The organism is Trinickia sp. EG282A (genome assembly GCF_040965455.1).
In the GTDB taxonomy this organism is placed as follows: Bacteria; Pseudomonadota; Gammaproteobacteria; order Burkholderiales; family Burkholderiaceae; genus Trinickia; species Trinickia symbiotica.
In genome coordinates, this window is the sequence record NZ_JBFRCC010000002.1 from 556,712 (window position 1) to 581,910 (window position 25,199).

17 protein-coding genes are annotated in these 25,199 nt (G+C 64.2%); 10 read left to right on the top strand and 7 right to left on the bottom strand.

All coding sequences use genetic code 11. From position 1 onward, the window contains the following. Positions 1-72: 72 nt before the first annotated feature. The 4 genes from AB4Y31_RS10450 to AB4Y31_RS10465 all read left to right on the top strand — a co-directional run bounded on the left by AB4Y31_RS10450 (position 73) and on the right by AB4Y31_RS10465 (position 5,505). The gene (locus AB4Y31_RS10450; RefSeq protein ID WP_368673865.1) at positions 73-1,371 is read left to right on the top strand and encodes a cytochrome c; all 1,299 of its coding nucleotides are present in this window, start codon (positions 73-75) and stop codon (positions 1,369-1,371) included. After that, positions 1,368-1,823, top strand: coding sequence for a (2Fe-2S)-binding protein (locus tag AB4Y31_RS10455; protein WP_368673866.1), 456 nt, complete (start codon positions 1,368-1,370; stop codon positions 1,821-1,823). The genes AB4Y31_RS10450 and AB4Y31_RS10455 overlap by 4 nt, the downstream gene beginning before the upstream one ends. Continuing rightward, positions 1,820-4,078, top strand: a complete 2,259-nt coding sequence (locus AB4Y31_RS10460; RefSeq protein WP_368673867.1) for a molybdopterin cofactor-binding domain-containing protein — start codon at positions 1,820-1,822, stop codon at positions 4,076-4,078. Before AB4Y31_RS10455 ends, AB4Y31_RS10460 begins: the two co-directional genes overlap by 4 nt. A 164-nt stretch (positions 4,079-4,242) precedes the next feature. After that, positions 4,243-5,505: an SLC13 family permease gene (locus AB4Y31_RS10465; RefSeq protein ID WP_368673868.1), complete on the top strand. Its 1,263-nt coding sequence runs from the start codon at positions 4,243-4,245 to the stop codon at positions 5,503-5,505. 19 nt (positions 5,506-5,524) lie between these two features. Here the strand turns inward: AB4Y31_RS10465 and AB4Y31_RS10470 are convergent, their stop codons facing one another. The 3 genes from AB4Y31_RS10470 to AB4Y31_RS10480 are packed head-to-tail and all read right to left on the bottom strand — an operon-like array spanning position 5,525 to position 11,482. Then, on the bottom strand, positions 5,525-7,033 hold the full coding sequence (locus tag AB4Y31_RS10470; protein ID WP_368673869.1) for an efflux transporter outer membrane subunit: 1,509 nt from the start codon (positions 7,031-7,033) through the stop codon (positions 5,525-5,527). After that, positions 7,033-8,253: an efflux RND transporter periplasmic adaptor subunit gene (locus AB4Y31_RS10475; protein ID WP_368673870.1), complete on the bottom strand. Its 1,221-nt coding sequence runs from the start codon at positions 8,251-8,253 to the stop codon at positions 7,033-7,035. Before AB4Y31_RS10475 ends, AB4Y31_RS10470 begins: the two co-directional genes overlap by 1 nt. Before the next feature lie 40 nt (positions 8,254-8,293). Beyond that, a complete protein-coding gene (locus tag AB4Y31_RS10480; protein ID WP_368673871.1) occupies positions 8,294-11,482 on the bottom strand; it encodes an efflux RND transporter permease subunit in 3,189 nt (1,062 codons plus the stop codon). Positions 11,483-11,800: 318 nt separating this feature from the next. Between AB4Y31_RS10480 and AB4Y31_RS10485 the strand changes: the two genes are divergently transcribed. Further along, positions 11,801-12,106, top strand: coding sequence for a putative quinol monooxygenase (locus AB4Y31_RS10485; protein WP_018441145.1), 306 nt, complete (start codon positions 11,801-11,803; stop codon positions 12,104-12,106). 112 nt (positions 12,107-12,218) lie between these two features. Here the strand turns inward: AB4Y31_RS10485 and AB4Y31_RS10490 are convergent, their stop codons facing one another. Further along, positions 12,219-12,395, bottom strand: coding sequence for a hypothetical protein (locus AB4Y31_RS10490; RefSeq protein ID WP_368673872.1), 177 nt, complete (start codon positions 12,393-12,395; stop codon positions 12,219-12,221). Positions 12,396-12,957: 562 nt separating this feature from the next. Between AB4Y31_RS10490 and AB4Y31_RS10495 the strand changes: the two genes are divergently transcribed. The 5 genes from AB4Y31_RS10495 (at position 12,958) to AB4Y31_RS10515 (ending at position 20,812) form a co-directional block, all read left to right on the top strand. Then, positions 12,958-13,260, top strand: coding sequence for a hypothetical protein (locus tag AB4Y31_RS10495; protein WP_368673873.1), 303 nt, complete (start codon positions 12,958-12,960; stop codon positions 13,258-13,260). A gap of 230 nt (positions 13,261-13,490) precedes the next feature. Next, positions 13,491-16,133 carry a type VI secretion system ATPase TssH gene (gene tssH, locus AB4Y31_RS10500; RefSeq protein WP_368673874.1) on the top strand — a complete coding sequence of 881 codons (2,643 nt, stop codon included), beginning with the start codon at positions 13,491-13,493 and terminating at the stop codon, positions 16,131-16,133. Positions 16,134-16,296: 163 nt separating this feature from the next. Then, positions 16,297-17,874 (top strand): methyl-accepting chemotaxis protein, encoded by a 1,578-nt coding sequence (locus AB4Y31_RS10505; protein ID WP_368673875.1) that lies wholly within the window; start codon positions 16,297-16,299, stop codon positions 17,872-17,874. 115 nt (positions 17,875-17,989) lie between these two features. Then, a complete protein-coding gene (locus AB4Y31_RS10510) occupies positions 17,990-19,297 on the top strand; it encodes a solute carrier family 23 protein (protein WP_368673876.1) in 1,308 nt (435 codons plus the stop codon). 237 nt (positions 19,298-19,534) lie between these two features. Further along, entirely contained in the window at positions 19,535-20,812 is a 1,278-nt protein-coding gene (locus tag AB4Y31_RS10515) for an EAL domain-containing protein (protein ID WP_368673877.1), read from the top strand. Between the two features lie 4 nt (positions 20,813-20,816). Here AB4Y31_RS10515 and AB4Y31_RS10520 read toward each other — a convergent pair whose 3' ends face one another. From AB4Y31_RS10520 to AB4Y31_RS10530, 3 genes are all read right to left on the bottom strand, one after another. Then, complete coding sequence (locus AB4Y31_RS10520; RefSeq protein ID WP_018441139.1) at positions 20,817-21,107, bottom strand: type II toxin-antitoxin system RelE/ParE family toxin; 291 nt, start codon at positions 21,105-21,107, stop codon at positions 20,817-20,819. Continuing rightward, positions 21,094-21,336 (bottom strand): type II toxin-antitoxin system Phd/YefM family antitoxin, encoded by a 243-nt coding sequence (locus AB4Y31_RS10525; protein WP_018441138.1) that lies wholly within the window; start codon positions 21,334-21,336, stop codon positions 21,094-21,096. The genes AB4Y31_RS10520 and AB4Y31_RS10525 overlap by 14 nt, the downstream gene beginning before the upstream one ends. 176 nt (positions 21,337-21,512) lie before the next feature. After that, a complete protein-coding gene (locus AB4Y31_RS10530) occupies positions 21,513-25,130 on the bottom strand; it encodes an indolepyruvate ferredoxin oxidoreductase family protein (RefSeq protein WP_368673878.1) in 3,618 nt (1,205 codons plus the stop codon). Between the last annotated feature and the right edge of the window lie 69 nt (positions 25,131-25,199).

The following is a 25,199-nucleotide window of genomic DNA, read 5'->3' on the forward strand; positions in this document are numbered from 1 at the left end:
TCAGGAGTCCTGCGGAGACCGAAACCTCGATCCGTGATAGCGTTTCTCTGTCGAGCTTCGCGCGGAGGGACGATGAGGAGGAGATTCATCGCCGCGGCGGTCTTTCTACTTGCGCTGGCCGCAACGGTCTTCACGTTGCGCGCATCGTGGCTCGCGTCGTTCGCATCGGAACAGAAACCGACGCGCGGCGCCGCCGATGACGCTTCGATCCGGCGCGGCGCCCAACTGGCCGCGCTCGGCGATTGCGCGACGTGTCATACGGCGCCCGGAGGGGCGCCCTTCGCTGGAGGCCGCGCTTTCGCCACGCCGTTCGGCACGCTCTACTCGACGAACATCACGCCGGACGCGCAAACTGGCATCGGCCGCTGGTCGCTGGGCCAATTCGAACGGGCAATGCGAGAGGGCGTCGCACCCGATGGTCATTTGCTCTATCCGGCGTTCCCCTACCCGCATTTCATGCACATGACCGATGCCGACATTGCATCGGTCTATCGCTTCGTCATGTCACGCCCGGCGCTTCACGCTGTCGCGCCGCAGAACCACCTCGCGTTTCCTTTCGAGTTCCGGCCATTGCTCGCGGGCTGGAATCGGCTCTTCGCCCATCGCGCCGCCGAGCCGTCGCTCGTTCCGGCCGACGCGCTGGCGAGACGCGGCAAGTATCTCGTCGACAGCGTGGGTCACTGCGCCGCCTGCCATACGCCGCTGAATGTGCTCGGCGCCGAGAAATCCGGATATGCCTTCGAAGGCGGTGTGATCGAGGGCTGGGAAGCGCCTGCGCTGACGACGCTGCTGCGGCGGCCGAAGCCGTGGACCGTCGATCAGCTCGAAGCGTATCTGCGCACCGGCGTTGCGAGCGAGCACGGCGCGGCGGCGGGACCAATGCGGCCCGTGACGGATTCGCTTGGCGCCGCTTCCGCGGACGATATCCGCGCGATGGTCGCCTATTTGATGACGCTGCAAGCCGGCGAGAGCCCGACGCTATCGCGCACGCAGTCAACGGCATCGGCTTTCTCGAGCTCATCGGGCAATCGCGCTCGATTGGAAAAAGGCGCGACGCTTTTCGACGGCGCATGCGCATCGTGTCATGGCGCTGCCGCTCCGATGTCGACACTCGGCGACCGGCCCTCGCTCTCGCTCGGTACGGCTGTCAATGCGCAGACTCCGCGCAACGCGATTCGCGTGATCCTCGATGGCATTCCGGGCGGCAATGGAACGCAGGGCCCATTCATGCCTGCGTTCGCCAAGATGCTCGACGACGCTCAGATCGCCGATGTCGCGATGTACATGCGTTCGCGTTTCAGCGCCGAGTCGCCGTGGGATCTCGATCGCGCGGACGTCGCCAAGCTTCGCAAGGAGACCGCCAAACCATGATCGAACTGACAGTGAATGGTGAACGCCGCGCGCTCGACGTCGACCCTTCGATGCCGCTGCTTTATGCGCTGCGCAATTCGCTCGGCTTGAACGGCGCCAAGTTCGGATGCGGCCTGGGCCAGTGCGGCGCATGTACGGTGATCGTCGGCGACGAGCCGGTGTTCTCATGCTTGCTGCCCGTGGCGGCCGTCGGCGATCGCCGTGTCCGGACGATCGAAGGCCTCGGCAGCGCGAGCCGTCCGAGCAAGCTGCAAAAGGCATTCATCGACAAGCAAGCGGCGCAATGCGGCTATTGCATAGCGGGCATGGTGATGCGCGCGCAGGCATTGCTCGAACGCGTGCCGTCTCCTACCGACGAGCAGATCCGTGAGCACATGATGGCCAATCTTTGTCGCTGCGGCACGCATATGCGCATTCTCGCGGCGATACGCGAAGCGGGGCGCGGGACATGACGAATCGCTCTTCGCTCGAGAACGCGAGCCGCCGGGATTTTCTGGTGGCGGGCGGCGTGACGGTTGGCTTCGCGCTGTTGCCGCTGGCCCGCGCGCTGGCGCAGACGACGACGGAAGCCGGCACGTTCACCGCGAGCGCGCCGCAATTGCCGGGCAGCTTGAAGTCGACGCCGTCGCTCGATGCGTGGATCAAAATCGACGAGAAGAGCGGCATTACCGTCTTTACGGGCAAGGCTGAGCTCGGCACGGGAATCCGAACCGCATTCATTCAGATCGCCGCCGACGAGCTCGGCGTCCCGCCCGAGCGCATTACGCTGATCACGGCCGATACGGCCGCGACGCCGAACGAAGGCTACACCGCGGGGAGTCATTCAATGGCCGATAGCGGCACGGCGATCGAGAATGCCGCCGCGCAGGTGCGCGCGTTGCTGTTGCAATCGGCTGCGTCGAAGCTTCAGGTCGATGCGGCAACGCTCGACGTCAAGGGCGGCGAGATTGTCTCCGCCGACGGCCGACGGATTTCGTTCGGCGACGCCGTGAGCGGCGTGAATCTGCATCGGAACGCCGAGGCGGGGCAAGCGACGAAGGACCCTCGCGCATTCACCGTCATCGGACGTTCATTTCCGCGCGTGGACATTCCGGGCAAAGTGACGGGCGGGCCGAGCTATGTGCAGGACATGCGGCTGCCAGGGATGGTGCACGCGCGCGTCGTCCGACCGCCGTCGTACGGGGCGACGCTCGCCTCGGTCGATACGGCGCTGGTCGGCAAGATGCCGGGCGTCATCGCCGTCGTCAGGAACGGCAGCTATCTGGCCGTGGTTGCCGACGACGAATGGCGCGCAATCGTCGCGATGCGCGAGCTCGCCGCGAGCGCGAAATGGAACAACGGGCCGGCCTTGCCTGAGCAGGCGACGATCCACGAGACGCTGATGAAGCTGCCGGCGCAGGAGATCGCCGTTGCGGACACGAAAGCCGAGACGCCGCCCGCGGCGAAGACGTTGCACGCACGCTTCGGAAAGCCCTATATGACGCACGGTTCGATCGGCCCCTCTTGCGCGATCGCTGAATTCGATGGGACGCGGCTGACCGTATGGACGCATACGCAAGGCGTTTTCCCGTTGCGCAACGGGCTCGCCGAGATGCTGTCGATGCCGCGGGAACAGGTGCGTTGCGTGCATGTCGAGGGCTCCGGCTGTTACGGCCACAACGGCGCCGACGATGTCGCGGCCGACGCCGCGTTGATCGCGCATGCCGTGCCGGGACGGCCCGTGCGCGTGCAATGGATGCGAGAGCAGGAGCATGCATGGGAGCCGTTCGGGCCCGCGATGGTGACGGACGTGACGGCTTCGCTCGACGCTTCAGGGCAGATCGTCGATTGGCGCTTCGAAATCTGGAGCAACAGCCATAACAACCGCATCGAAAACGCGGGACGGTTGATGCCGACGTGGTTTCTCGAGAAGCCGTTCGTGCCGGCACCGCCGAAGCCGATACCGATGCCCGAGGGCGGTGGCGATCGCAACAGCATTCCGCTCTACCGGATTCCGAACCTACACGTGCAGCACCACTTCCTGCCCGATATGCCGATCCGCGTATCGGCGATGCGCTCGCTCGGCGCGTATCACAACATTTTTTCGATCGAGAGTTTCGTCGATGAACTCGCCGCGGCTGCCCGCGTCGATCCCGTCGAGTTCAGGCTGCGTCATCTCGACGATGCGCGCGCGCAAGACGTGATCCGGGAAGCGGCGAAGCGTTTCGGCTGGTCGAGGGTGGGGACGCGCGAGCGATGGCACGGGCGGGGGTTCGCGTTCGCGAAATACAAGAACCTGATGGCCTACTGTGCGATTGCGCTCGAGGTGATGGTCGAGCCCGATACCGGTGCGGTGAAGATCGGCCGCGTGGCGAGCGCCATCGATTGCGGTCAGATCGTCAATCCCGACGGCGTGCGCAATCAGGTCGAAGGCGGGATCGTTCAGTCGGCGAGTTGGACGTTGTTCGAGGAGACGACGTTCGACCGGCGCACGATCACGAGCTACGACTGGAGCACCTACCCGATCCTGCGCTTCGATTCGGTGCCGCAATCGATCGAAGTCGATCTGATCGACAGGCCAGGGCAACCGTTTCTCGGCGTGGGCGAGGCGTCGCAGGGGCCGATGGCGGCTGCGCTTGCCAACGCCGTGGCCGATGCGACGGGGCAGCGGATTCGCGAGTTGCCGTTGTCGCCGCCGCGGCTTGCCGCGCGCTTGCGCAACAGCTAGCAGCGGTTCGTTCGTCGAGGCTGGCCGGGTGCCTCGACTGCACTTTCCCGCTATGGTCATTTAGTTAGAACAAACGATTGGTTGGCCGGCGCATACCGATCCGTATCATCGCCGGACGGCCTCCGAGGTGGAGGCCATCGCTTTTTCGGGGAGGCGTAACGGTGATGGCGGTTCCATCGGAGCAGTTGAAGCTCGATGGCGAGCGAAAACGCCGGATCGAAACGGCCGCGGCAAATCGTGACGAGCGCGAGCGCCGGCACTTATGGCGCGGGCGACTGGGCTTCGCGGCCGCATGGCTGGCCTTCGGCTGCATCCTCTTCATCTTTCCCAAGCCGCAAGGCGTTTCGGCGCCCGCGCATGCGACACTCGCCGTCGTGGCCTGGGCGGCAATCGTCTGGATGACGGAAGCGATTCCGGTCGGCGTGAGCGGACTCGCGATTCCGCTGCTGCTCGTGCTCTCACATTCCGCGCCTGAATTTGCCAAGGCGGCGGGCGGCTTCGCGACGCCCGTGGTTTTCCTTTGCTTGTCGGCATTCTTGTTCTCGGCGGTCATGCAGGCGGCCGGCCTCGATCGCCGTATCGCTCTCGCGCTGCTCGATCGTTTGCGCGCAAAGACCGCCAACGGCGTCATCTGGGCCATGTTCCTGGCGAACTTCGCGCTCTCGTTCGTCGTGCCGGCGGCCAACGCACGCGCGGCGGCTTTGCTGCCGGTCACGAACGGCATCGTCGATCTGTTCGGCGAGAGCAAACGCGAGCGCGACGCGAGAAAGGCGATCGTCATTCAGACGATCGTCTACGGATCGATGATCAGCGGGATGTGCATCCTGACCGCGCATCTGCCGAATATGGTCATCGTCGGTCTGCTCGGCAAGCAGCTCGGCATCCATATTTCGTACACCGAATGGTTCAAGCTCCAGTGGCCCTACCTCGGTATGTTCGCGATCACGCAGTTGTGGGTGCAGTTCTATTTCCGCTCGCGCAACGTCGAAATTCCCGGCGGCCTCGAATCGATCATCCGTCAGCGTCGCGAGCAAACATCCTTGAATCGCCATGACGCGGCGATCCTCGCCGTGTTCGCAGGCGTGGCCGCCTTGTGGGCGACCGAATCGCTGCACCACATCGCCTCCGAAAATGTCGCTCTGATTGGCGTGATTGTGCTGTTCGCGCCAGGCTTGCTCGGCTTCAGCTGGAAAGAGGTGCAGGCGCGCACGATCTGGGGCACCGTGCTTTTGCTCGGTGGCGCGCTTTCGCTCTCGAGCGCAACAGGCGATCGCGATAAGGGATTGGCGCGGGCCGAGGACCGGTCGACGAAGCAGGCCGATCGCGATGATGCCGAGCCGGGGACGACGAAGTCGCACGCGCACAAGGCCATCAAGGCGCATCATCACCACGTCGTCAAGCGGACGACGGAATCGCTTGGGTCGTGATGGTGGTGGTGAAGCGCTTTTAATGAATAGCCTGCGCTGACGACGTTCCGCCCGCTGCGCGTCCGGGCTGCCCGCTCGAAGCCATGCCGGCGTCGGCGGGCAGCTTCTCATCCCACCCTCCGCCGAGCGCTTTCACGAGCGCAACCGAAAACGCCATCTGTTGGCCATGAATCTGCACTTCCTGGCGCTGGCTCGTCAGCAGAGACTGCTGTGCATCGATCACGTTGAGATAAGCGACGAGTCCGCCCGAGTAGCGATCGTTCGCGAGCGACAGCAGTCTTTGCGCATCGACGACGGCCGCATGGGCCTGCTTCGACGCGACATCGAGGACCGAAAGACCCGTGACGCCGTCCTGGACCTGTTGGAACGCGTTGAGCACCGTCTGTCGATAGGTGGCTTCGGCCGCGCGATACCCCTCGCTGGCGAAGTTCAGATTCGCGCTGCGCCGGCCGCCGTCGAAGACGACCTGACTCAACGAGGCACCGAGCGTCCACATGAGACTCGGCGCGGTAAAGAGGCTCGCGAACGCCGTCGATTCCCAGCCGATGCTCGGCGACAGAACGAGGCTCGGAAAGAACGCCGCCTTCGCGACGCCGATTTGCGCATTGGCCGCGGCCATCGCGCGTTCGGCCGAAGCGATGTCGGGCCGCCGCTGCAACAGTTCGCTCGGAACGCCGACGGAAATCGACGGCACCTTCGTTTCGACGACCTCGGGCGCGATCGAAAACTCGGGCGCCGGCGTACCGATCAGCGCGGCGATCGCGTGCTCGTCCTGCGCGCGTTGATTGAGCAGCAGCGTTGCCTGCGTCCGTGTCGCGTCGAGTTGCGCCTGTTGCTGATAGAGATCGAGTCCGGACACGGAGCCGAGCTCATGCTCGGCTTTCACGAAATCGAGCGCCCTCGCTTGCAGTCGGACCGATTGGTTCAATACGTCGATCTCGGCGTCGAGCTCGCGCAAGGCGTAGTAGTCGGTGGCAAGCTCTGTCGTCAGAACGAGGCGTGCATTGGCCAGGTCGTCGGCCGCTTGTTGCGCCGAGGCTTTCGCGCTTTCCACTTCGCGGCGGATGCGGCCGAAGAGGTCCGTGTCGTAACTGACTGTCGGCTGCACGAGGACTTCGTTTTGCACCGTGGACTGGTTCGGTGTCGTGTAGCTGAGCCTGGGCCGGTCCTTCGACACCTTCTGGCGAGCGAGCGCGCCGGAAAGCTCGAGCTCGGGCAGGCGTTGCGCCGAGTTGAAGGCAAGCGTCGCCTTCGCCTGCTCGTAGTGCGCGCTCGCCGCGGCGAGCGTCTGGTTTTGCGCAAGCGCCTGTTGTTCGAGCGCGTCGAGCTTCGCGTCGTCGAACTGTCTCCACCAGTCGAGCGTGAGCGGCGCATGCGAGGGCACCGCCAGTCGCCAATTCGAATCGGTTTGCCACGCCGCGGGCGCTTCGACTTCGGGGCGCCTGTAATCAGGCCCCACGGTGCAGGCCGACAATAAAACAGCAACGGCGGCCGCGGGCCAAGCGCAAGCGAGACGGCGCGAGCGCATCAGGAGAGCCCCTTGTCCGCGGTCTTCGACATGACCTGCACGTGATCGCCGTCGGCGATCGAATCGCTCGGATTGACGATGATCCGGTCGTTCGGCTCGATGCCGCTTTCGATTTCGAGCGACTGACCGAGATCCTGCGCGATCGTGACCGCGTGCAAATGGACGACGCCGTTGGCGTCGACGACGGCAAGACGCGGCCCCTCCGCGCGAAACAGCAGTGCGTTGTCGGGCACGAGCAGATGCGAATGCAGTGCCTGGGGTAACGCAACTTGCACGTAAGCGCCGGGCCGCAGTTTGTCGTCGGCATTCGGTAGCGTGACTTCGAGTTGCAGCGACCGCGTCGGCACGTCGATGGCGCCCGAGATATGCGTGATCGTTCCGCGGAACGACTGGCCGGGCAACTCGGCCTGCGTGACGGCGACGGGCATGCCGACCTTCACGTTTTGCGAGTAGGCCTGCGGCAACTGCACGTACACGCGCAGCGTCTTGGATTGGGCAAGCGCGAAAAGGGCACGACTGCTGCCGCTGCCCGCATCGATGAGATCGCCGACATCGACATTGCGCTGTGTGACGACACCGTCGAACGGTGCCACGATGCGCTTGAACGATTCGAGCTGTTGGAGGCGCTTCACGTTCGCCTCGGCGGCGGCCAGATTCGCGAGATCCTGGTGGTAGGTGCCTTGCCGGTCGTCGAGCTCCTGCTGCGAGACAGCATCGCGTTGGCGCAATTGCTGCCAGCGCTCGAACGACGTCTTCGCCAATGCGAGGCTCGCGCTCGCCTGCTGGCGTTGCGCGATGGCCTGGGCCAGTTCTTGATCGATCTCGGGCGTGTCGAGATCGGCGAGCAACTGCCCTTGCTTGACGTGCGCGCCGATGTCGACATACCAATGCAGCAAATAGCCCGTCGCTCGCGCATAAATCGGCGATTCGACAAAGCCGCGCAGCGTGCCCGGCAAAAGCATGTCGCCGGCACCGTCCGCGATTTTCGGCGTGACGACGTTGACATACTGCTTCGCATTCTGCGCGGTGGCGTTCGCCGTGGCGCGCTCGTTCACGATGTTGGCGACGACGGTACGCAGCGCACCCACGGCGAGCAGGAGCAGCACGACGACGGTCGCGATTTTTGCGCGCCGCCAGATGCGATCACGCGGCGGCAGCATGTGACCGCTTCCGTCTTCTCGTGCCGGAATGGCCAAGGGGGCGTGAGTTTCTTCAGTCATGTCAGCTGGACCTGGATGGGGGCTTCACGTATTTCATCGATCAATCGGCATCCTCTTCGGCCGCGGCCCGTCGTGCGTGGCGCCGCGCGAGACGGCCGTGAATGCCCGCGAAGAGAAGCGGAACGAACAGGAGCGTCGAAACGGTCGCGAACAATAAGCCGCCGATGACGGCGCGGCCGAGCGGCGCGTTCTGCTCGGCGCCTTCGCCAAGACCCAGCGCCATCGGCACCATGCCGATGATCATCGCGCAGGCCGTCATCAACACGGGACGAATACGGCTGGCTCCGGCCTCCAGCGCGGCGGTGAGCGGCGGCGCACCGGCCGTGAGTCGCTGGCGCGCGAAGGAGACCATCAGGATACTGTTCGCCGTGGCGACCCCCATCGTCATGATGGCGCCCGTCAATGCGGGTACGGACATATGTGTGCCCGTCAGGAACAGCATCCAGACGATGCCCGCGAGCGCCGCCGGCAACGCGCTCACGATGATGAGCGGATCGAGCCAGGACTGGAAATTGACGACGATCAGCAGATAAACGAGCACGATCGCCATCGCGACGCCAACGCCGAGCCCGAGGTAGGACCGCTGCATCGTCTCGACTTGGCCGCGCACGACGATCTGGCTTCCGCGCGGCAGCGTGGCCCTCGCTTGCTCGACGAGCGTGTCGATTTGCCTGGCGACGCTGCCGAGATCGCGGCCCTCGACGCTCACGAGCAAATCGACGACGGGCCGGATGTTGTAGTGCGTGACCAGGGCGAATTGATTGCCGGGCTGCACCTGAACGAGGTTGCCGAGCAGTTGCGGCGTGCCGGAGGCGGCGGGCGACGCTCCGCGTGCGGCGACGGGCGTGCGCAGCAACGCGTCCACGGACGTCACGTCGTATTGCGGCGTCCGCACGGAAAGCTGGTACTCCACGCCGTTTCGCGGGTTGAACCAAAAACCGGGTGACGTCTGCGTGCTGCCGGCCAGCGAGATGAGCACATTCTGCGCAACGTCGTTCGCGCTCAGATTCAGTTGCTGCAGCCGCGTGCGATCCATTTGCAAATGAATCGTCGGCTCGTCGAACTTCTGCTGAATGTGCGTATCGACCGTGCCGCGAATCATGCGGATCTGTTTCATCAGCTTGCTCGCGGCATCGAAGTTCGCGGTCTGGTTGGCGCCGGCGATCTGGACGTCGATTGCCGCGGGCAAGCCGAAGTTCAGAATCTGCGTGACGATGTCGGCGGGCTGAAAATAGAACTCGACGCCTGGGAAGCGCTGCGGCAGGACCGCGCGCAGCTTGTCGATATAGGTTTGTGTCCGCTCGTGATCGGGCCTCAGCGCGATCTGAATATCGCCGTCGAGCGTCCCGATCGTCCCTGCGTTGCTATAGGAGAGGTTGATGCCGCTATAAGGCAAGCCGAGGTTGTCGAGGATCGTGCCAAGGTCGCGTGGCGGCACGACGGTGCGAATCACCTTTTCCACATCGTCGGCGAGCCGAGCCGTTTCCTCGATCCGCGTGCCGGTCGGCGCGCGCATGTGCAGCCGGATGTCGCCCGCATCCACACTCGGGAAGAAATCGGCGCCGAGCACGAACGCAAGGCCGAGCGATGCCACGCAAAAGGCGAGGAACGATATGACGAACAGGCGCCGCCTCACCAGCAACGTACTCAGAAGGACGATATAGGCGGCGCGCATGCGCTCGAACGCGCCCTCGAAGGCGTGATGCGATCGCATGAACAGATTCGGTCGTGCGCCGCTCTTGGGCTTGTGGGCGTGACCCATCAGCAGCATGGCCATCGTCGGCACGAGCGTGCGCGAAAGAATGTACGACGCGAGCATCGCGAAGACGACGGCCTCCGCCAGCGGGACGAACAGATACCGCGCCACGCCCGTCAGGAAGAACATCGGCACGAACACGATACAGATACAGAGCGTCGAGACGAACGCCGGCACGGCGATCTCGCCGGCACCGTCGAGGATCGCGTCATGCAGATTCGTACCCAGGCGCAAATGCCGCTCGATGTTCTCGATCGTCACGGTCGCGTCGTCGACGAGAATCCCGACGGCGAGCGCGAGGCCGCCGAGCGTCATGATGTTGATCGTTTGGCCCAGCGCGTGCAGTGCAAGCAGCGACGAAAGAATCGACAACGGAATCGAAATCGCGATGATGCAGGTGCTGCGCCAATTGCCGAGAAAGAGCAGGATCATCGCGGCCGTGAGCGCGGCCGCAATCAGCGCTTCGCGGGCGACGCCCGTGATCGCCGCTTTGACGTAGAGAGACTGATCGAACAACGCCCTGATCGTCAGCTCGCGCGGCAGCGTCGTCTCGGCGATGGGCAGCAGCCGGTGAACGGCGTTGACGACCGACAGCGTGGAAGCATTGCCCGCTTTCAGAATCGAAAGCAGCACGCCGCGCCGGCCATCCTGCCGCACGATATTGGTCTGCGGCGAGTAGCCGTCACGCACGTGCGCCACCTCGCGCAGGTACGTCGTTGCGCCGTTGACCGTGCGCACGGGCAGATCGTTGAGCCCGGCGATCGTCGTCGGCGAGCCGTTCATGTCGACCGTGTATTCGCGCGGGCCGATTTTTGCGGTGCCCGTCGGGAGAATCAGGTTCTGTGCATTGACGGCGTTGACGACGTCGAGCGGTGTCAGCCCCTTCGCTAGCAGAGCGCGCGGATCGATATCGACGGAAACGAGCCGCGACTTGCCTCCATAGGGATACGGCACCTGCGCCCCGGGAATCGTGATGATCTGCGGGCGCAGGAAGTTCAGCGCGGTGTCGTTGAGATCCTGCTCGGACAGCGTGTCGCTCGAAAGCCCGAGCTGGATCACGGGAATCGACGAGGCCGAGTAGCTGATGATGAGCGGCGGCGTCGCGCCCGGCGGCATTTGCCTCAACTGCGTCTGCTCGACCGCGACCGTTTGCGCGATCGCCGTCTGGATGCTCGCGTCAGGTTGCAGAAACAGCTTGATGATTGCGATGCCGGCCAACGACTGCGACTCGATATGCTCGATGTCGTTGACGGTGGTGGTGAGGCTGCGCTCGTTCACTGACGTCATGCGGTTGGCCATCTCCTGAGCGGAAAGGCCCTGGTAATTCCAGATGATGCTGATGACCGGGATATCGATGTTCGGCAGGATATCGATCGGCGTCGTCATCAACGAGAACGGGGTCGCCAGCACGATGAGGATGGCCATCACGATGAACGTGTAGGGCCGCTTGAGGGCAACGTTGACGATCCACATGCGAAAACACGCCGAAATGTTGCAGAGGAGAAGGTGGAATGTAGTCGAACGCGGTGAAAAAAGTGAATTCCTCCCCGCCACAATGACGAATCGTCGGGCGGGAAACGATTACGAATCGTTACGACTACTCCAACGTTGCGAGTCGTCCGAGCGCGGCGGCTCGACTGATGGGGTTCGGGGGCGCTCGCGCCGCGATGGGCGCGGCGCGGTGTTCGGTGGCAGAATCGCTACCTCGCACACCACTGAAGCGATGATACGCGTTCCCCGACTACCGTTGTTCCCGAAGCGATGTCTTCTTCCAGGAAAGGAGGAGTTGGAATGAGCACCTACGTAATCGCCACGATCGTTCCCAAAGCCGAGCATGCCGCGGACCTCGAAGCTGCACTGCGGCAAATGGTACCCGTGACGCGCAAAGAGCCCGGCAACCGTCGGTATGACCTCTTTCGCGAGACGCGCGAGGGCAAAGGGCCGGCGTTGCATCTCTATGAGATCTACGTCGACCGGGCCGCGTTCGACGCGCATCTCGCGAGCGAGCACTTTCAGGCGTTGAAGGCGAAGATGGGAGACTGGATCGCCGAGCCGCCGCAGATCAGAGTCGTGGAGGAGATCGACGTAGCGTCATAGGCGGCGGTTCGGCAAGCCACCTTTCTATTTGCTTTCGCCTTGCTTTCCCTCAGGCGAAAGTGTCGGCGCATCGCGTGACCGAGGCCGCCTGCCGATGCGCCGACGCATCGGGCTACCTTCCGTGCCAGCCGCCCCCGAAGCCGACGCCTACCGAAACGCTCGGCGCGTAGTAAGCGGGTGCGGCGTAATAGCCGTATGCGGGATAGGCCGGCGCGTATCCGTACGGGGGCGCGACGACACAGCCGGCTAGGCCGCCGGCCAGGACAATGACTGCGAGCAGCCTGATCACGATTTTCTCTCCGTCGTCGAATCGCCAACGTCAAAAAAGCGCCCCCCTTGCGCGTTGCGAGGAGGGCCGAGCTGGAGTGGGTAAGAAAGGCCTGACCGTGCAGGCAAGCCCAGTGTAGGTGCGCCGATCGCGGTTTCGATTACGACGGCGTGAGCACGTGTTACGCGATGTCACCGCGACCCATAGGGCTTACATATCGTTGCAGAAGGATTGACGAGACCATCCGCTCCAAAGGGAAACGGCGGCCATCTCCGACGACGATGACGCGAGCGCCGAATGGGCGATGATCGAGCCGGCCTCTGGCGACGCGAAAATGTAACGGCCGCTGACAGGCGCCGCCGCTTGCATCGCGGGCGCGATTCTGCCCCTCATCCCCGCGACGGCGCGGTCGTGGCGTCGCAGGCTTTGGCCGCCCATGCCTGCATCCGATGAAATGAGCGCTTACAAGTCGGCACACGTTCGCGCGCCGGTCCTCGATACATTGGTTCTCAGGCGGAGGCGGGAACGTCTTCCACGATCGGTCCTGCCGCCATCGAATATGAACCGAATGTAGGAGGTAAGTATGAAGGTCCGTTCGATTTTTGCTCGCACGGCTCTCGCGGTCGCGCTGGTAGGCGGTTCGTTTATCGCCGCGGAAACGGCATCCGCACAAGAACGCCCGCAGCGTGTCCCATATGGCGAGGCGCATCTGATACCGGTGGACGTCAACGTCAGCATCGGCATGCACGGCGATCGCTATTGGGATGGTCATCGCTACTGGGAGCATGACGAGTGGGCGCACCGTCACCCGCACGATCGCGATCCTTGGCATCGCGATGACGATCGCCGTCCGCATCCTCGCGAAGACGAGCCGCATCGTTATTGACCCTATCGCCATCCGCCGTCGCTTCACCGTTCGAGCTTCGAGTCCGGTGATCGACGGCGTGGCCCCGTGCCGGCTGCCGCAACACGCAGCCGGCTTTTTTTCTGGCCGGCTCGATTTTTCGTAGAATTCGCCTTTGCGATGGCGGCATGACATTGCACGGCGCGCTGAGAGACGCGCCGCCGCACCGATGCGGGCAACGAACGAAGACTCGAACAAAGGAGAGCATGGCCATGCTGTTAGTCGACATGAAGCCGTTGGTGGACCGCCTCAATGACTATTGCAGGCAAGCGCTGGCGGATAGCGCGGGGCGCTGCGTATCGCAAGGGCACTACGAAGTCACTGTCGAACACTTGCTGCTCGAGCTCTTCGACGACGACCAGGCGGACATCCCGCTGCTGCTGCGTCAGCATGGCATCGACGCAGCAGCGCTGAAGCGCTCACTTACCCGGGCCACCGAAGATTTCCGGACCGGCAATGCGGGTCGTCCAGTGTTTTCGCCGTTGCTGCTCGAGCTGTTGCAGGATGCGTGGCTCATCGCATCCGTCGATCTCGCCGAAACGCGTGTACGGTCAGGCGCCATCCTCGTCGCGCTGATTGCGCGCGCCACGTTTCTTGCAGCGGGAAGCTACGCGGACATGCTGCGACGCGTGAATCGCGACGCCTTGCTCGAAAGCTTCGGCCGGGTCTGCGCCACCTCGCTCGAAACGGCGACGAGCGCCGATGAGCCGGCTCAGGCAGCGGGGGGACGGCCAAGCGCAAGCGCGGGCGGCGAGGGCAGCGCTATCGCCAAGTACTGCGAAAACTTCACGGAGAAGGCTCGAGCAGGACAGATCGACCCTGTGTTCGGCCGCGACCCCGAGATTCGGCAGATGGTCGATATCCTCGCTCGCCGACGCAAAAACAACCCGATTTGCGTCGGCGACCCCGGCGTCGGCAAGACGGCGGTGGTGGAGGGCCTTGCGTTGCGCGTCGTCGAAGGCGATGTCCCCGAGTCGCTGTGCGGCGTAACGCTTCTGGGGCTCGATATGGGCCTACTGCAGGCAGGTGCGAGCGTCAAGGGTGAGTTCGAGAATCGCTTGAAGCGGATCATCAACGAGATCAAGGCGTCCGCGAAGCCGATCATCCTCTTCATCGACGAAGCCCATACGCTGATCGGCGCCGGGGGGCAGGCCGGCTCGTCGGACGCGGCCAATCTGTTGAAGCCCGCGCTCGCTCGCGGCGAGCTGCGCACGATCGCCGCGACGACGTGGTCCGAATACAAGAAGTACTTCGAGAAAGATGCGGCGCTCGCGCGGCGCTTCCAGCTCGTCAAGCTCGATGAGCCGGACGTTCGCACCGCGGTGCTGATTCTGCGCGGATTGAAGGAGCGCTACGAAGCGGAGCATCGCGTCGTCATGCGCGACGACGCTATCGTCGCCGCGGCGGAATTGTCGAGCCGCTATATCACGGGCCGACAGTTGCCGGACAAGGCGATTGACCTGCTCGATACCGCGTGCGCTCGCGTCAAGGTGTTGCAAAGCGCAAAGCCCGACGTGCTCGAAGATGCGGAGCGCGCGATCCAGGCGCTCAAGCGCGAGCGGGCCGGGCTCGAACGCGATCGCGACAATCTGCAGGCCGTCGACGAGAGCCGACTCGACGAGATCGCCGCCGAATTGGCCGAGCTGGACGCAACCAGAGAATCGTTGTCCGCGCACTGGCTTGCGCAGAAATCGACGGCCCAGGCGTTGCTCGCCGCACGCGCGGCGTTGGCCGAGGCGGGCGCCGCGGCCAAGCCGCAATCCGAGCTCGAACGGCTGCGCCAGGCCGTGGCCGACGCGCAGGCGGCACTCGGCGACGCTCAGGGCGAAGCGCCGCTGGTGCGCGTCGACGTCGATCCGGACGTGGTGGCCAAGGTGGTCAGCGATTGGACCGGCATTCCGCTCGGCAAGCTCCAGCGCGACCAGGCCCAGGTGATCCTGCACATGGCCGAGACGCTCAAGCGGCGCGTGCGCGGACAGGACTCTGCGATGGATCAGATTGCGGAGATCCTGAAGTCATCGGCCGCCGGCCTGAAGGACCCGCAGCAGCCGATGGGCGTGTTCCTGCTCGTGGGGCCGTCGGGTGTAGGTAAGACGGAGACCGCGCTGACCGTCGCCGATATGCTTTTCGGCGACGAGAAATCGACGATCACCGTCAACATGAGCGAGTTTCAAGAACGCCATAACGTGAGCCGCCTGATCGGATCGCCGCCCGGTTACGTCGGTTATGGCGAAGGTGGCTTGCTGACCGAAGCGGTGCGCCAACGGCCGTACTCCGTCGTCCTGCTCGATGAAGTGGAAAAGGCCCACCTCGACGTCATGAACCTCTTCTATCAGGTATTCGACAAGGGCGTACTGTCGGACGGAGAGGGGAAGACGATCGACTTCTCCAATACGGTCGTCTTTCTGACGTCCAACCTGGCGAGCGACGTCATCACCGAGCTGACGGCGAACGGCGCACGGCCCGACGCCGACGCGATACTGGCGGCCGTGCGGCCGATCCTGTCAGCTCACTTCAAGCCCGCGCTGCTCGCGCGGATGACCGTCGTCCCGTTCCATGCGTTGGCGGCCGACGCAATGGCCGCGATCGTCAGGCTGAAACTCGACAAGCTGGCGCAGCGTCTCGCACGCGGCAACAAGCTTCGGCTAGCCTATTCCGACGCTGTCGTCGACACCATCGCGGCACGTTGCACCGAAGTCGAGACGGGGGCGCGCAACATCGATTTCATTTTGCGCGGCGCGGTGATGCCGATGCTCTCGCAAGAAATCCTGGCGCGGATGGGCGACGCAGCTGATCTCGACACACTCTCGCTCGACATCGACGAGCGCGGCGCGTTTACTGTTTCGTACTACTAATCGTACGGCAGGGTCGAGCCTCGACAGACGGGAGATTAGTCAACCCCGGGCATGACCGGATCTCAAGAAGATTGCGTCGGAGCCGTAACACAGGCGAGGCGGTGCACCCGCCAACGCCGCATCCGTTCGGGTGCTTTCCGCGCAATTTACTGAGGATTCCGAAATGATTTGGCTTGCCCGCATGACCGTCTTCAACAAGCTTCTCCTGGCATTTTCATTCGTCGTGGGATTGGGGGCGCTCGTCGGCGGGGCGGGCCTGTGGGGCGTGTCCGCCATGCGCGACGTCGCCGAACAGATCAGTACCAAGGAGATGAACGGGCTTTACTACGTCGAGGAAGGCAACCGGCAGCGGCTCAACGCGGACCTTGCCGAGGCACAACTGCGCTACGCGACTGATGAAGCGGTGAAGCAACAGCTGAAGGAGCGGCTGACACAGTCGCTCGCCCGACTTCATGAATCGTTGGAGCGCTTCCCCGAAACGATCCATACCGAGCAAGGGCGCGTACTGTTCGCCGACGCGATGAAAAAGGAACAAGAGTGGGAAGATGCGCTGCGCGCCGAAATGGGCGCGAGCGACGAGGCAAAATTGTCGCGCGCGAGCGCGGCGAGCAGCGCGTTGCGCGACACATTCGAGGCGCTGATCAAGCGCAAGTACGACCTCGCTCAGACCGCGGTGCGCGGCTCTCAAGCGACCTATGAATCCGTGCGGCTGACGATGCTTGCCTTCATCTTCGCCTCGATCACCATGGGCGTGCTGCTCGCATGGTTCATCGCGCGGCAGCTGTCGCGTCAGCTCGGCGGCGAGCCGGCCGATGCGGTGGAAATCGCGAATCGAATCGCGCAGGGGGACCTGTCGGTCCCGATCGACACCCGGGCCGGCGATACCGAAAGCCTGCTTTGGGCCCTGAAGAATATGCGGGAAAGACTCGTGCAGATCGTTTCGAGCATCGGCACGTCGAGCGATTCCATCGCGACGGCGGCGCAGGAGCTGGCTCGCGGCAACACGGATTTGTCCCAGCGCACGGAAGAGCAGGCGGCGTCTCTCGAGGAAACGGCATCAAGCATGGAAGAACTGACCTCGACCGTGCGCAACAACGCCGACAATGCGCGGCAGGCGAGCGGGCTCGCGGGCGGCGCATCGGAGGTTGCTGAGACGAGCAGCGGTTACGTGAAGCAAGTCGTCGAGACGATGCGCGAGCTTGCGGACGGCTCCAAGCGCATGACCGACATCATCGCCGTCATCGAAAGCATTGCCTTCCAGACCAACATTCTTGCGCTCAATGCCGCGGTGGAAGCAGCGCGCGCGGGGGAGCAGGGCCGCGGCTTCGCGGTCGTCGCCGGCGAAGTGCGCGCGCTCGCCCAGCGCAGCGCCGTCTCGGCGAAAGAGATCAAGGAGCTGATCGAAGGCTCGACGTCGCGCGTCGATTCCGGTGCCCAAGTCGCCGAGCGCGCGGGGAAAACGATGGCCGAAGTCATGCAGGCCGTCCAGCGTGTGACTGACATCATGGGCGAAATCTCGGCCGCCTCGGCCGAGCAGAGCACGGGCATCGAGCAGGTCAACCGTGCGGTCGTGCAAATGGACCAGGTCACGCAGCAAAACGCGGCGCTCGTCGAACAAGCGGCGGCGGCGGCCGGCTCGATGGCCGATCAGGCGCGCGAGCTCAAGGCGGCTGTCGCCGTCTTCCGGGTCGGCTCCCGGCACCCCGGGTCCACGCATGCGCCGCTCAAGACGCAATTCTGATCGCTTGCCAGCGCCAGTTGCCCTCCGTACACTCGCGCGTTGACCGCTGCGCCGCACCGTCGCGGCGCGTCTCCACGATAAGAAGGCAACACGTCGACAAAGGAGCGCAACGAACATGGCCGATTCCTATTTCCCGCGCTGGCGCCTCGCGCCCGGCGCCATCGAGGGCCGTGTCGTCGGTCCTGAAGAGCGTCTCGCATGGCCGCAGACGATCGCGATGGGCATTCAGCACGTCGTGGCCATGTTTGGTTCGACGGTGCTCGCGCCGTTGCTCATGGGTTTCGATCCGAATCTCTGCATCTTCATGTCGGGCATCGGCACGCTGCTCTTTTTCTTGCTCGTCGGCGGGCGCGTACCGAGCTATCTGGGCTCGAGCTTTTCGTTCATCGGCCTCGTCATTACGGTCACCGCCTATAGCGGGCATGGCCCGAATCCCAACGTCGCCGTCGCGCTCGGCGGCATCATCGCCTGCGGAATCGTCTACGCGATCATCGGATTCATCGTCGCGGCAGTCGGCACACGCTGGATAGAGACGTTGATGCCGCCCGTCGTTACGGGCTCGATCGTCGCGGTGATCGGCCTCAATCTGGCGCCGATTGCCGTCAAGGGTGTCAGCACCTCGACATTCGATGCATGGATGGCGCTCGTGACCGTGCTTTGCGTCGGCACCGTGGCCGTCTTCGCGCGCGGCATGGTTCAACGGTTGCTGATTCTCGTGGGGCTCCTTATCGCTTACGCGATCTACGCGATCGTTGCCAACGGAATGGGCCTCGGCCGGCCGATCGACTTTTCGATCGTCGCCAACGCAGCATGGTTCGGACTGCCGAATTTCCGCTCGCCCGTCTTCGATCCCCACGCGATGACGATGCTCGCGCCTGTCGCGGTGATCCTCGTCGCCGAGAACCTCGGCCATATCAAGGCGGTCAGTGCCATGACAGGTCAAAACCTCGACCGCTTTATCGGCCGGGCCTTCGTCGGCGACGGTCTCGCGACGATCGTCTCGGGCTTCGCCGGCGGCACGGGCGTCACCACCTATGCGGAAAACATCGGCGTGATGGCGGTGACCAAGATCTATTCGACGCTGGTGTTCGTCGTCGCCGCGGTGATCGCGATCGTTCTCGGCTTCTCGCCGAAATTCGGCGCGCTCATCGAGACGATTCCAGGGCCCGTGCTGGGCGGCGTATCGATCGTCGTCTTCGGCCTCATTGCCGTGACGGGCGCGAGGATCTGGGTCACGAACGGCGTCGACTTTTCCGACAATCGAAATCTGATCGTTGCGGCGGTCACGCTCGTTCTTGGTGCGGGCGATTTCTCGTTGAAGTTCGGCGGGTTTGCGCTCGGCGGGATCGGCACCGCGACGTTCGGTGCGATTTTGCTCTACGCGTTCTTGCGCCGCGAAGCGGTGCGTGGGCCGGTACTGTAGCCATGCCTCGAAGAGGTGCATCCGAGAACGAAGCGGCGCGCACCGCCCTGGTGCGAAGCGGTGCGATCGCCGGTGCATCGAGGTCCATCCCGACATGCCAGGAGAGCGCGGACAGGGCGTCCGCGTGGGGGTTGCACGGAGCTTGCTTAGACGGCCTCAACGATCAAACGAGAGTCCGAGGAGCAGTCGTTGATTCCCCCCCTTCAAGATGGAATACGCAATGATCGAGCGATCGCCATGGCCACGTCGTTGCAAGACGCGGCGATCGCACCGCCCGCCGGGTTCGAGCAAGATGTCGTTTCGGGGCTGCGGCGTTACGCGCTTCGTCACCACGATCTGACGCTCACAAGTGTCTTTCAGCCTGTTTTCAGCCTCGCGCATATGCGGGCCGTCGGCTATGAAGGCTTGCTCCGGGCGCATGACGCGTTCGATTGCCCCGTCCCGCCGCTCGACGTTTTCGGCGATGCGGCGCGGCGCGGCGAGCTCCTTCACGTCGATCGCCTTGCGCTGACGCTGCATCTCGAAAACTTCAAGATGCTCGGCGCCGAGCGCGAGTGGCTTTTTCTCAACGTGCATGCGGGCGCGTTGACCGACTCATATCATGCCGCCGCATTCGCGGCGAGCCTCTCGCGACTCGATTTGCCGCCGCGCCGGATCGTGCTCGAAATGCAAGAGGCGCGCATCCATGACCTCGATCGGATCGCCGACGAGGTGCGGATCTTTCGCGAGCAGGGATTCCTGATTGCGCTCGACGATTTCGGCGCGGGTGACTCGAATCTCGAGCGCATCTGGCAGCTCGATCCCGACATCGTCAAAATCGATAGGATGATGCTGTCCCATGCGGCGCATCGCACGCAGGCCGCGGCCATCCTGCCCGGCTTCGTCTCCTTGTTGCACGAGGCCGGCAAGCTGGTCCTCATCGAAGGCGTCGAGACGGAGCACGAGGCGCAGCTTGCTTTTGCCTGCGATGCCGACTTCGTGCAGGGTTTCCATTTCGGACGCCCGGGCCCGGGCCCGGCCGATAGCGGCTACGCGGCCGCGCGCATCGGCGAGCTGGCCGAGCATCATCGCTCGGAGAGCGAGGCGCGCGAGCGGCGCAATGCGGCGCGCCTCGCGCCGTACATCCGCGCGCTCATGCGAGCCGGGGAACGACTGGCCGCCGGCGAGCCGCTCGAAGAGGTTTGCTGGAATTTCCTTGCACTCGATCATGCTGCGCGCTGCTTTCTGCTCGACGCGCAAGGCCGGCAGGCGGGCCGCAACATCGTGCTGCGCGCCGATCGTCCCGGCAACGAGGCGCGCTTCATGCCCGTGGCCGACGCGCAGGGCGCCAACTGGGTGCGCAGGCCGTATTTCCGGGCGGCAATGGAAGCGCCCGAGCGCGTGCAAGTGACGAAGCCCTATTTGTCGATCAACGAGGCGCTGCCTTGCGTCACGCTATCGTTGGCGATACGCGTCGGCGAGCAGCTTCGTGTGCTGTGCGGAGACATCGACTGGATCGAAGCCGTCGAAGCCTGAAGGCTCAGTGAATTCGCACGAGCGCGGCACGATAAGCGACGCTGCGCTCGCGCTTGCCGACGGCAACGACTACGACGGTGACGGTGCCGTCGTCCACCTGATACACGAGCCGGTAGCCCAGCGCTGCCAGCTTGATTTTGTAGCAGTGCGGCATGCCGCAAAGGCGTGCGGATTCGATCCTCGGACTCGTCAGCCGCTCGGCAAGCTTGTTCTTGAACTGATCGCGAACAGTCTTGTCGAGACGATGCCACTCCTTTAACGCTGACGGCAGAAATTTCAGGTCATAGGTCTTCAAACTTGACGCTCACCGGTGTCTCGCCGCTGCGCGCCTTGACGATTTCCGCCAGTTCCAGGTCTTCGAGCCGCTCGCAAATCGCCTCCCAAGCGCTGGCCGGAACGAGATAAGCGACCGGCTTGTTGCGGTTCAGAATGGCGACCGGGCCGTGGGCACGTTCGATGGCTGCTGTCGGGTTGAGCTTCAATTCGCTGATTCCAATCGAGGCGCGGGCAAGAATGCTTTCCATGGTTCATTTCATCGGGGCTCGTTGCGGCGCCCCGATGCCTACGGTGACGAGTATGGGCATCCCAGGTCTTTCCGCCAATTAGACCGATCGGCTAACGAGCAGAAGATGACCTGGACGGTGGCCTGATATTAGGTAGTTTTACAGGTCTCGTCAATGGTCGATTGCTTGGTCACCTTCTATTTCGCCGCGACGACTGGAATGCCCCGCAGCGTCCCGACGCCTTTCGCTTGATCGAGCGCTTGCTGCACGGCGGTACTGGTGGCCGCCTCGAGCGGCAACTGCGCGGCCAGCGCGCGCTCGGTACGCTTGACGGCCGCGAGGTTCGCCAGTTTGACGTGACCATAGCCGCGCACCCGCGCAGGCAACTGAGCAAGTTGCACGACCGTCTCGGCGTTCGACGGATCGAGCGCGTCGAATGCTCGTGCCATCGTCAGCTCGTAGTCATTTGCAAGCGCGCGCTCCATCCTGCGTTCGAGCGTGCGCCCGAACGGATCGAGTGCCGTTGCGCGCAACGCGCGGCACTTCGCCAGCAGCCCGAGCACGGGCCACAGCCATTGCCCAAACGTCATCTTGCGCGGGATGCCGCCGGGCCCTGGTTTGGCAAGCGCGGGCGGGGCGAGGTTGAACTTCACGCGAAAGTCTTTGCCGGCCGTGCCTTCGAATTGCGCCTCGAGTGCCGCGCGGAATGCGGAGGCGGTGTGCAGGCGCGCCACCTCGTACTCGTCCTTGACCGCGAGCAGTCGATAGAACGTCGTCGCGACGGCGGCGGCAAGTCGATCGCCGTCCGATGCCGAGACCCGTTTGCCGGCAAGACGGGCCGCTTCGACGAGCGCGCGATAGCGTTGGAGGTAGCGTCGGCCGCCGTAGGCGGCGAGCCGTGCTTCGCGGTCGGCCACGAGCGCGCCGAAGTCAATGCTCGCCGTCGAGCCGTCCCCGGCCGGCGCCGAGGCCGCTCGGGCGGCGCCGTGCCGCTCGGCCCACAGCGCGTCGAGTGCACGCGGATCGCCCGCCGCGAGGCGGCCGATCGAGAAGGCGAGCTTGTTCATCGCCACGGCAACGCCGTTGAGCTCGATCGCGCGTGAGAGCGCCGCCAGCGACACGGGAACGAGGCCCAGTTGCCAGGCGAAGCCGAGCATCAGAATATTCGCGCCGATCGTATCGCCGAGGAACTTCGACGCGAGCGACTGTGCATCGCAGGTCGACAAGAATTCAGCGCCGGCCGCATGGCGCATTTTGTCGATGAGCGCATCGGCATGCAGGTTCGCGTCCGGGTTCCGCACGAAGGTTGCGTTCGGAATCGCATGCGTGTTGACGACGATTCGCGAGCGACCATGGCGCACGGTTTGCAACGCGTCCGCGCTTGCTCCGACGACCATATCGCAGGCAAGCAGCAGGTCGGCTTGCTGCGTATCGATGCGGACCTGGTTCAACCACTCGTCGCGCGCGGCGAAACGCACGAACGACAGCACCGAGCCGCCTTTTTGCGCGAAGCCCATGAAGTCGAGCACGGAAGCGCTCTTGCCTTCGAGATGAGCGGCCATGCTGATCAGCGCGCCCACCGTCACCACGCCCGTGCCGCCGACACCGGTCACGAGAATGTCGTAGGGCGCGGCGTCGAGCGACATCGTCGGCAACGGCAGTGCCTCGACGCGCGCATCGAGGGCTGCTTCGTCGAATGCCGCGCCCGCCGCCTTTTTCAGCTTGCCGCCCTCGATCGTCACGAAGCTCGGGCAAAAGCCGTTCACGCACGAGAAATCCTTGTTGCACGATGACTGGTCGATGCGACGCTTGCGCCCGAGCGGCGTTTCCACGGGTTCGACCGAGAGGCAATTCGACTGCACTCCGCAGTCGCCGCAGCCTTCGCAGACTTCCTCGTTGATGAAAAGACGCTTGTCCGGATCGGGGAACTGCCCCTTCTTGCGGCGGCGACGTTTTTCGGCCGCGCACGTCTGATCGTAGATCAGCACGCTCACGCCCTCCACCTCGCGCAACTCGCGCTGCACGGCATCGAGCTCGCTGCGATCATGGAACGTCGTTCCCTTCGGAAACAGTCCGTGATGGCCGTCGTACTTCTCGGGCTCGTCGGACACCACGACGAAGCGCGAGACCCCTTCGGCCTCGACCTGGCGGGCGATTTGCGGCACGGAGATGCTGCCGTCGACGGGTTGTCCGCCCGTCATCGCAACCGCATCGTTGTAAAGAATCTTGTAGGTGACGTTGGTGCGCGCCGCAACGGCCTGGCGGATCGCGAGAATGCCCGAGTGAAAGTACGTTCCGTCGCCGAGGTTCTGAAAAACGTGGCGTGTCTTCGTGAACATGGAGTGCGATACCCAATCGACGCCTTCGCCGCCCATCTGGATGAGCCCGGTCGTGCCGCGATCCATCCACGAGGCCATGAAGTGGCAGCCGATGCCGGCCTGCGCGATGGAGCCTTCGGGCACCTTGGTCGAGGTATTGTGTGGGCAGCCCGAGCAAAAATAAGGCGTACGCTTCACCGCGTCGGCCGCATTCGAGAGGATTTCCGGCGCGACGAGGTCGACCACACGCTCGCGCCTGTCGAGCGAGGGCTTGTGCCGTGCGAGCCATTCGGCGAATACGGGCAGCACGCGCGAGGGGCGCAATTCACCGAGCGCGGAGAGAAGCGGCGCGCCGTTCGCATCGTGCTTGCCAATGATGCGCGGGCGCGAGCCGGCGATACGGTTGTAGAGATGATCCTTGATCTGCTGCTCGACGACCGGGCCTTTCTCCTCGATGACGAGCACTTCGTCGAGGCCCTCGACGAACGCGTCCAGACGCGACGTTTCGAGCGGAAACGACATTCCGACCTTGTAGATCCGCACTCCCGCGGCATCGAGGTCGGCGACGGAAACATCGAGCCGGCGCAACGCTTCCATCAGGTCCAGGTGCGCCTTGCCGCAGGTGACGATGCCGACGTTCGCCTTCGGGCTCGCCGCAACCCATTTATCGATGGAGTTCGCGCGGGCGAAGGCGCGCACGGCATCGAGCTTGGCCGCAAGGCGCGCCTCGATCGTGAGGCTCGGCAAATCAGGCCAGCGGTTGTGCAGGCCGCCGGCAAACGGCGCCAACTCGACGGGCGCGGTCCACTCCGTCGTCAATGCATCGAGGTCGACCGTCGAGCCCGATTCGACCGTTTCCGAAATCGCCTTGAAGCCGACCCAGGCACCCGAGAACCGCGAGAGCGCGTAACCGTAAGCGCCGAACTCGAGCATCTCGGCGACGTTTGCCGGATTCACGACCGGCATCTGCCAGGCGATCATCGCGAAGTCGCTTTGATGCGGCATCGACGAAGAGACACACCCGTGATCGTCGCCCGCCACGACGAGCACGCCGCCGTGCGGGGACGACCCGTAGGCGTTGCCGTGCTTGAGCGCGTCGCCCGCGCGGTCGACGCCCGGCCCTTTCCCGTACCACATCGCGAATACGCCGTCGACGGTGCGCGCTTCGTCGGCTTCCACGCGCTGCGTGCCGAGCACCGCCGTGCCGCCGAGCTCTTCGTTGATCGCGGGCAGAAAGCGGATGTCGTGCGCCTCGAGCAGCTTCTTCGCTTTCCAGAGTTGCTGGTCGACCATGCCGAGCGGGGAGCCGCGGTAGCCGCTCACGAAGCCGGCCGTATTCAGCCCGCGCGCGCGGTCGAGCCGCCGCTGCGTCAGCAGGATGCGCACGAGCGCCTGAGTGCCCGTCAGAAAGATGCGTCCGCGTGTGGCGGCCAGATTATCGGTGAGCTGGTAGTCCGAAAGGGCGGGTATGCCGTCGATCGGAAGGCGGGCTGTCATGGCGGGTCTCCTTATCTCGTGCGCTTGCGGATCTCGCGAACGCCGGAAACCTTCATTCTTTCCCGCCAA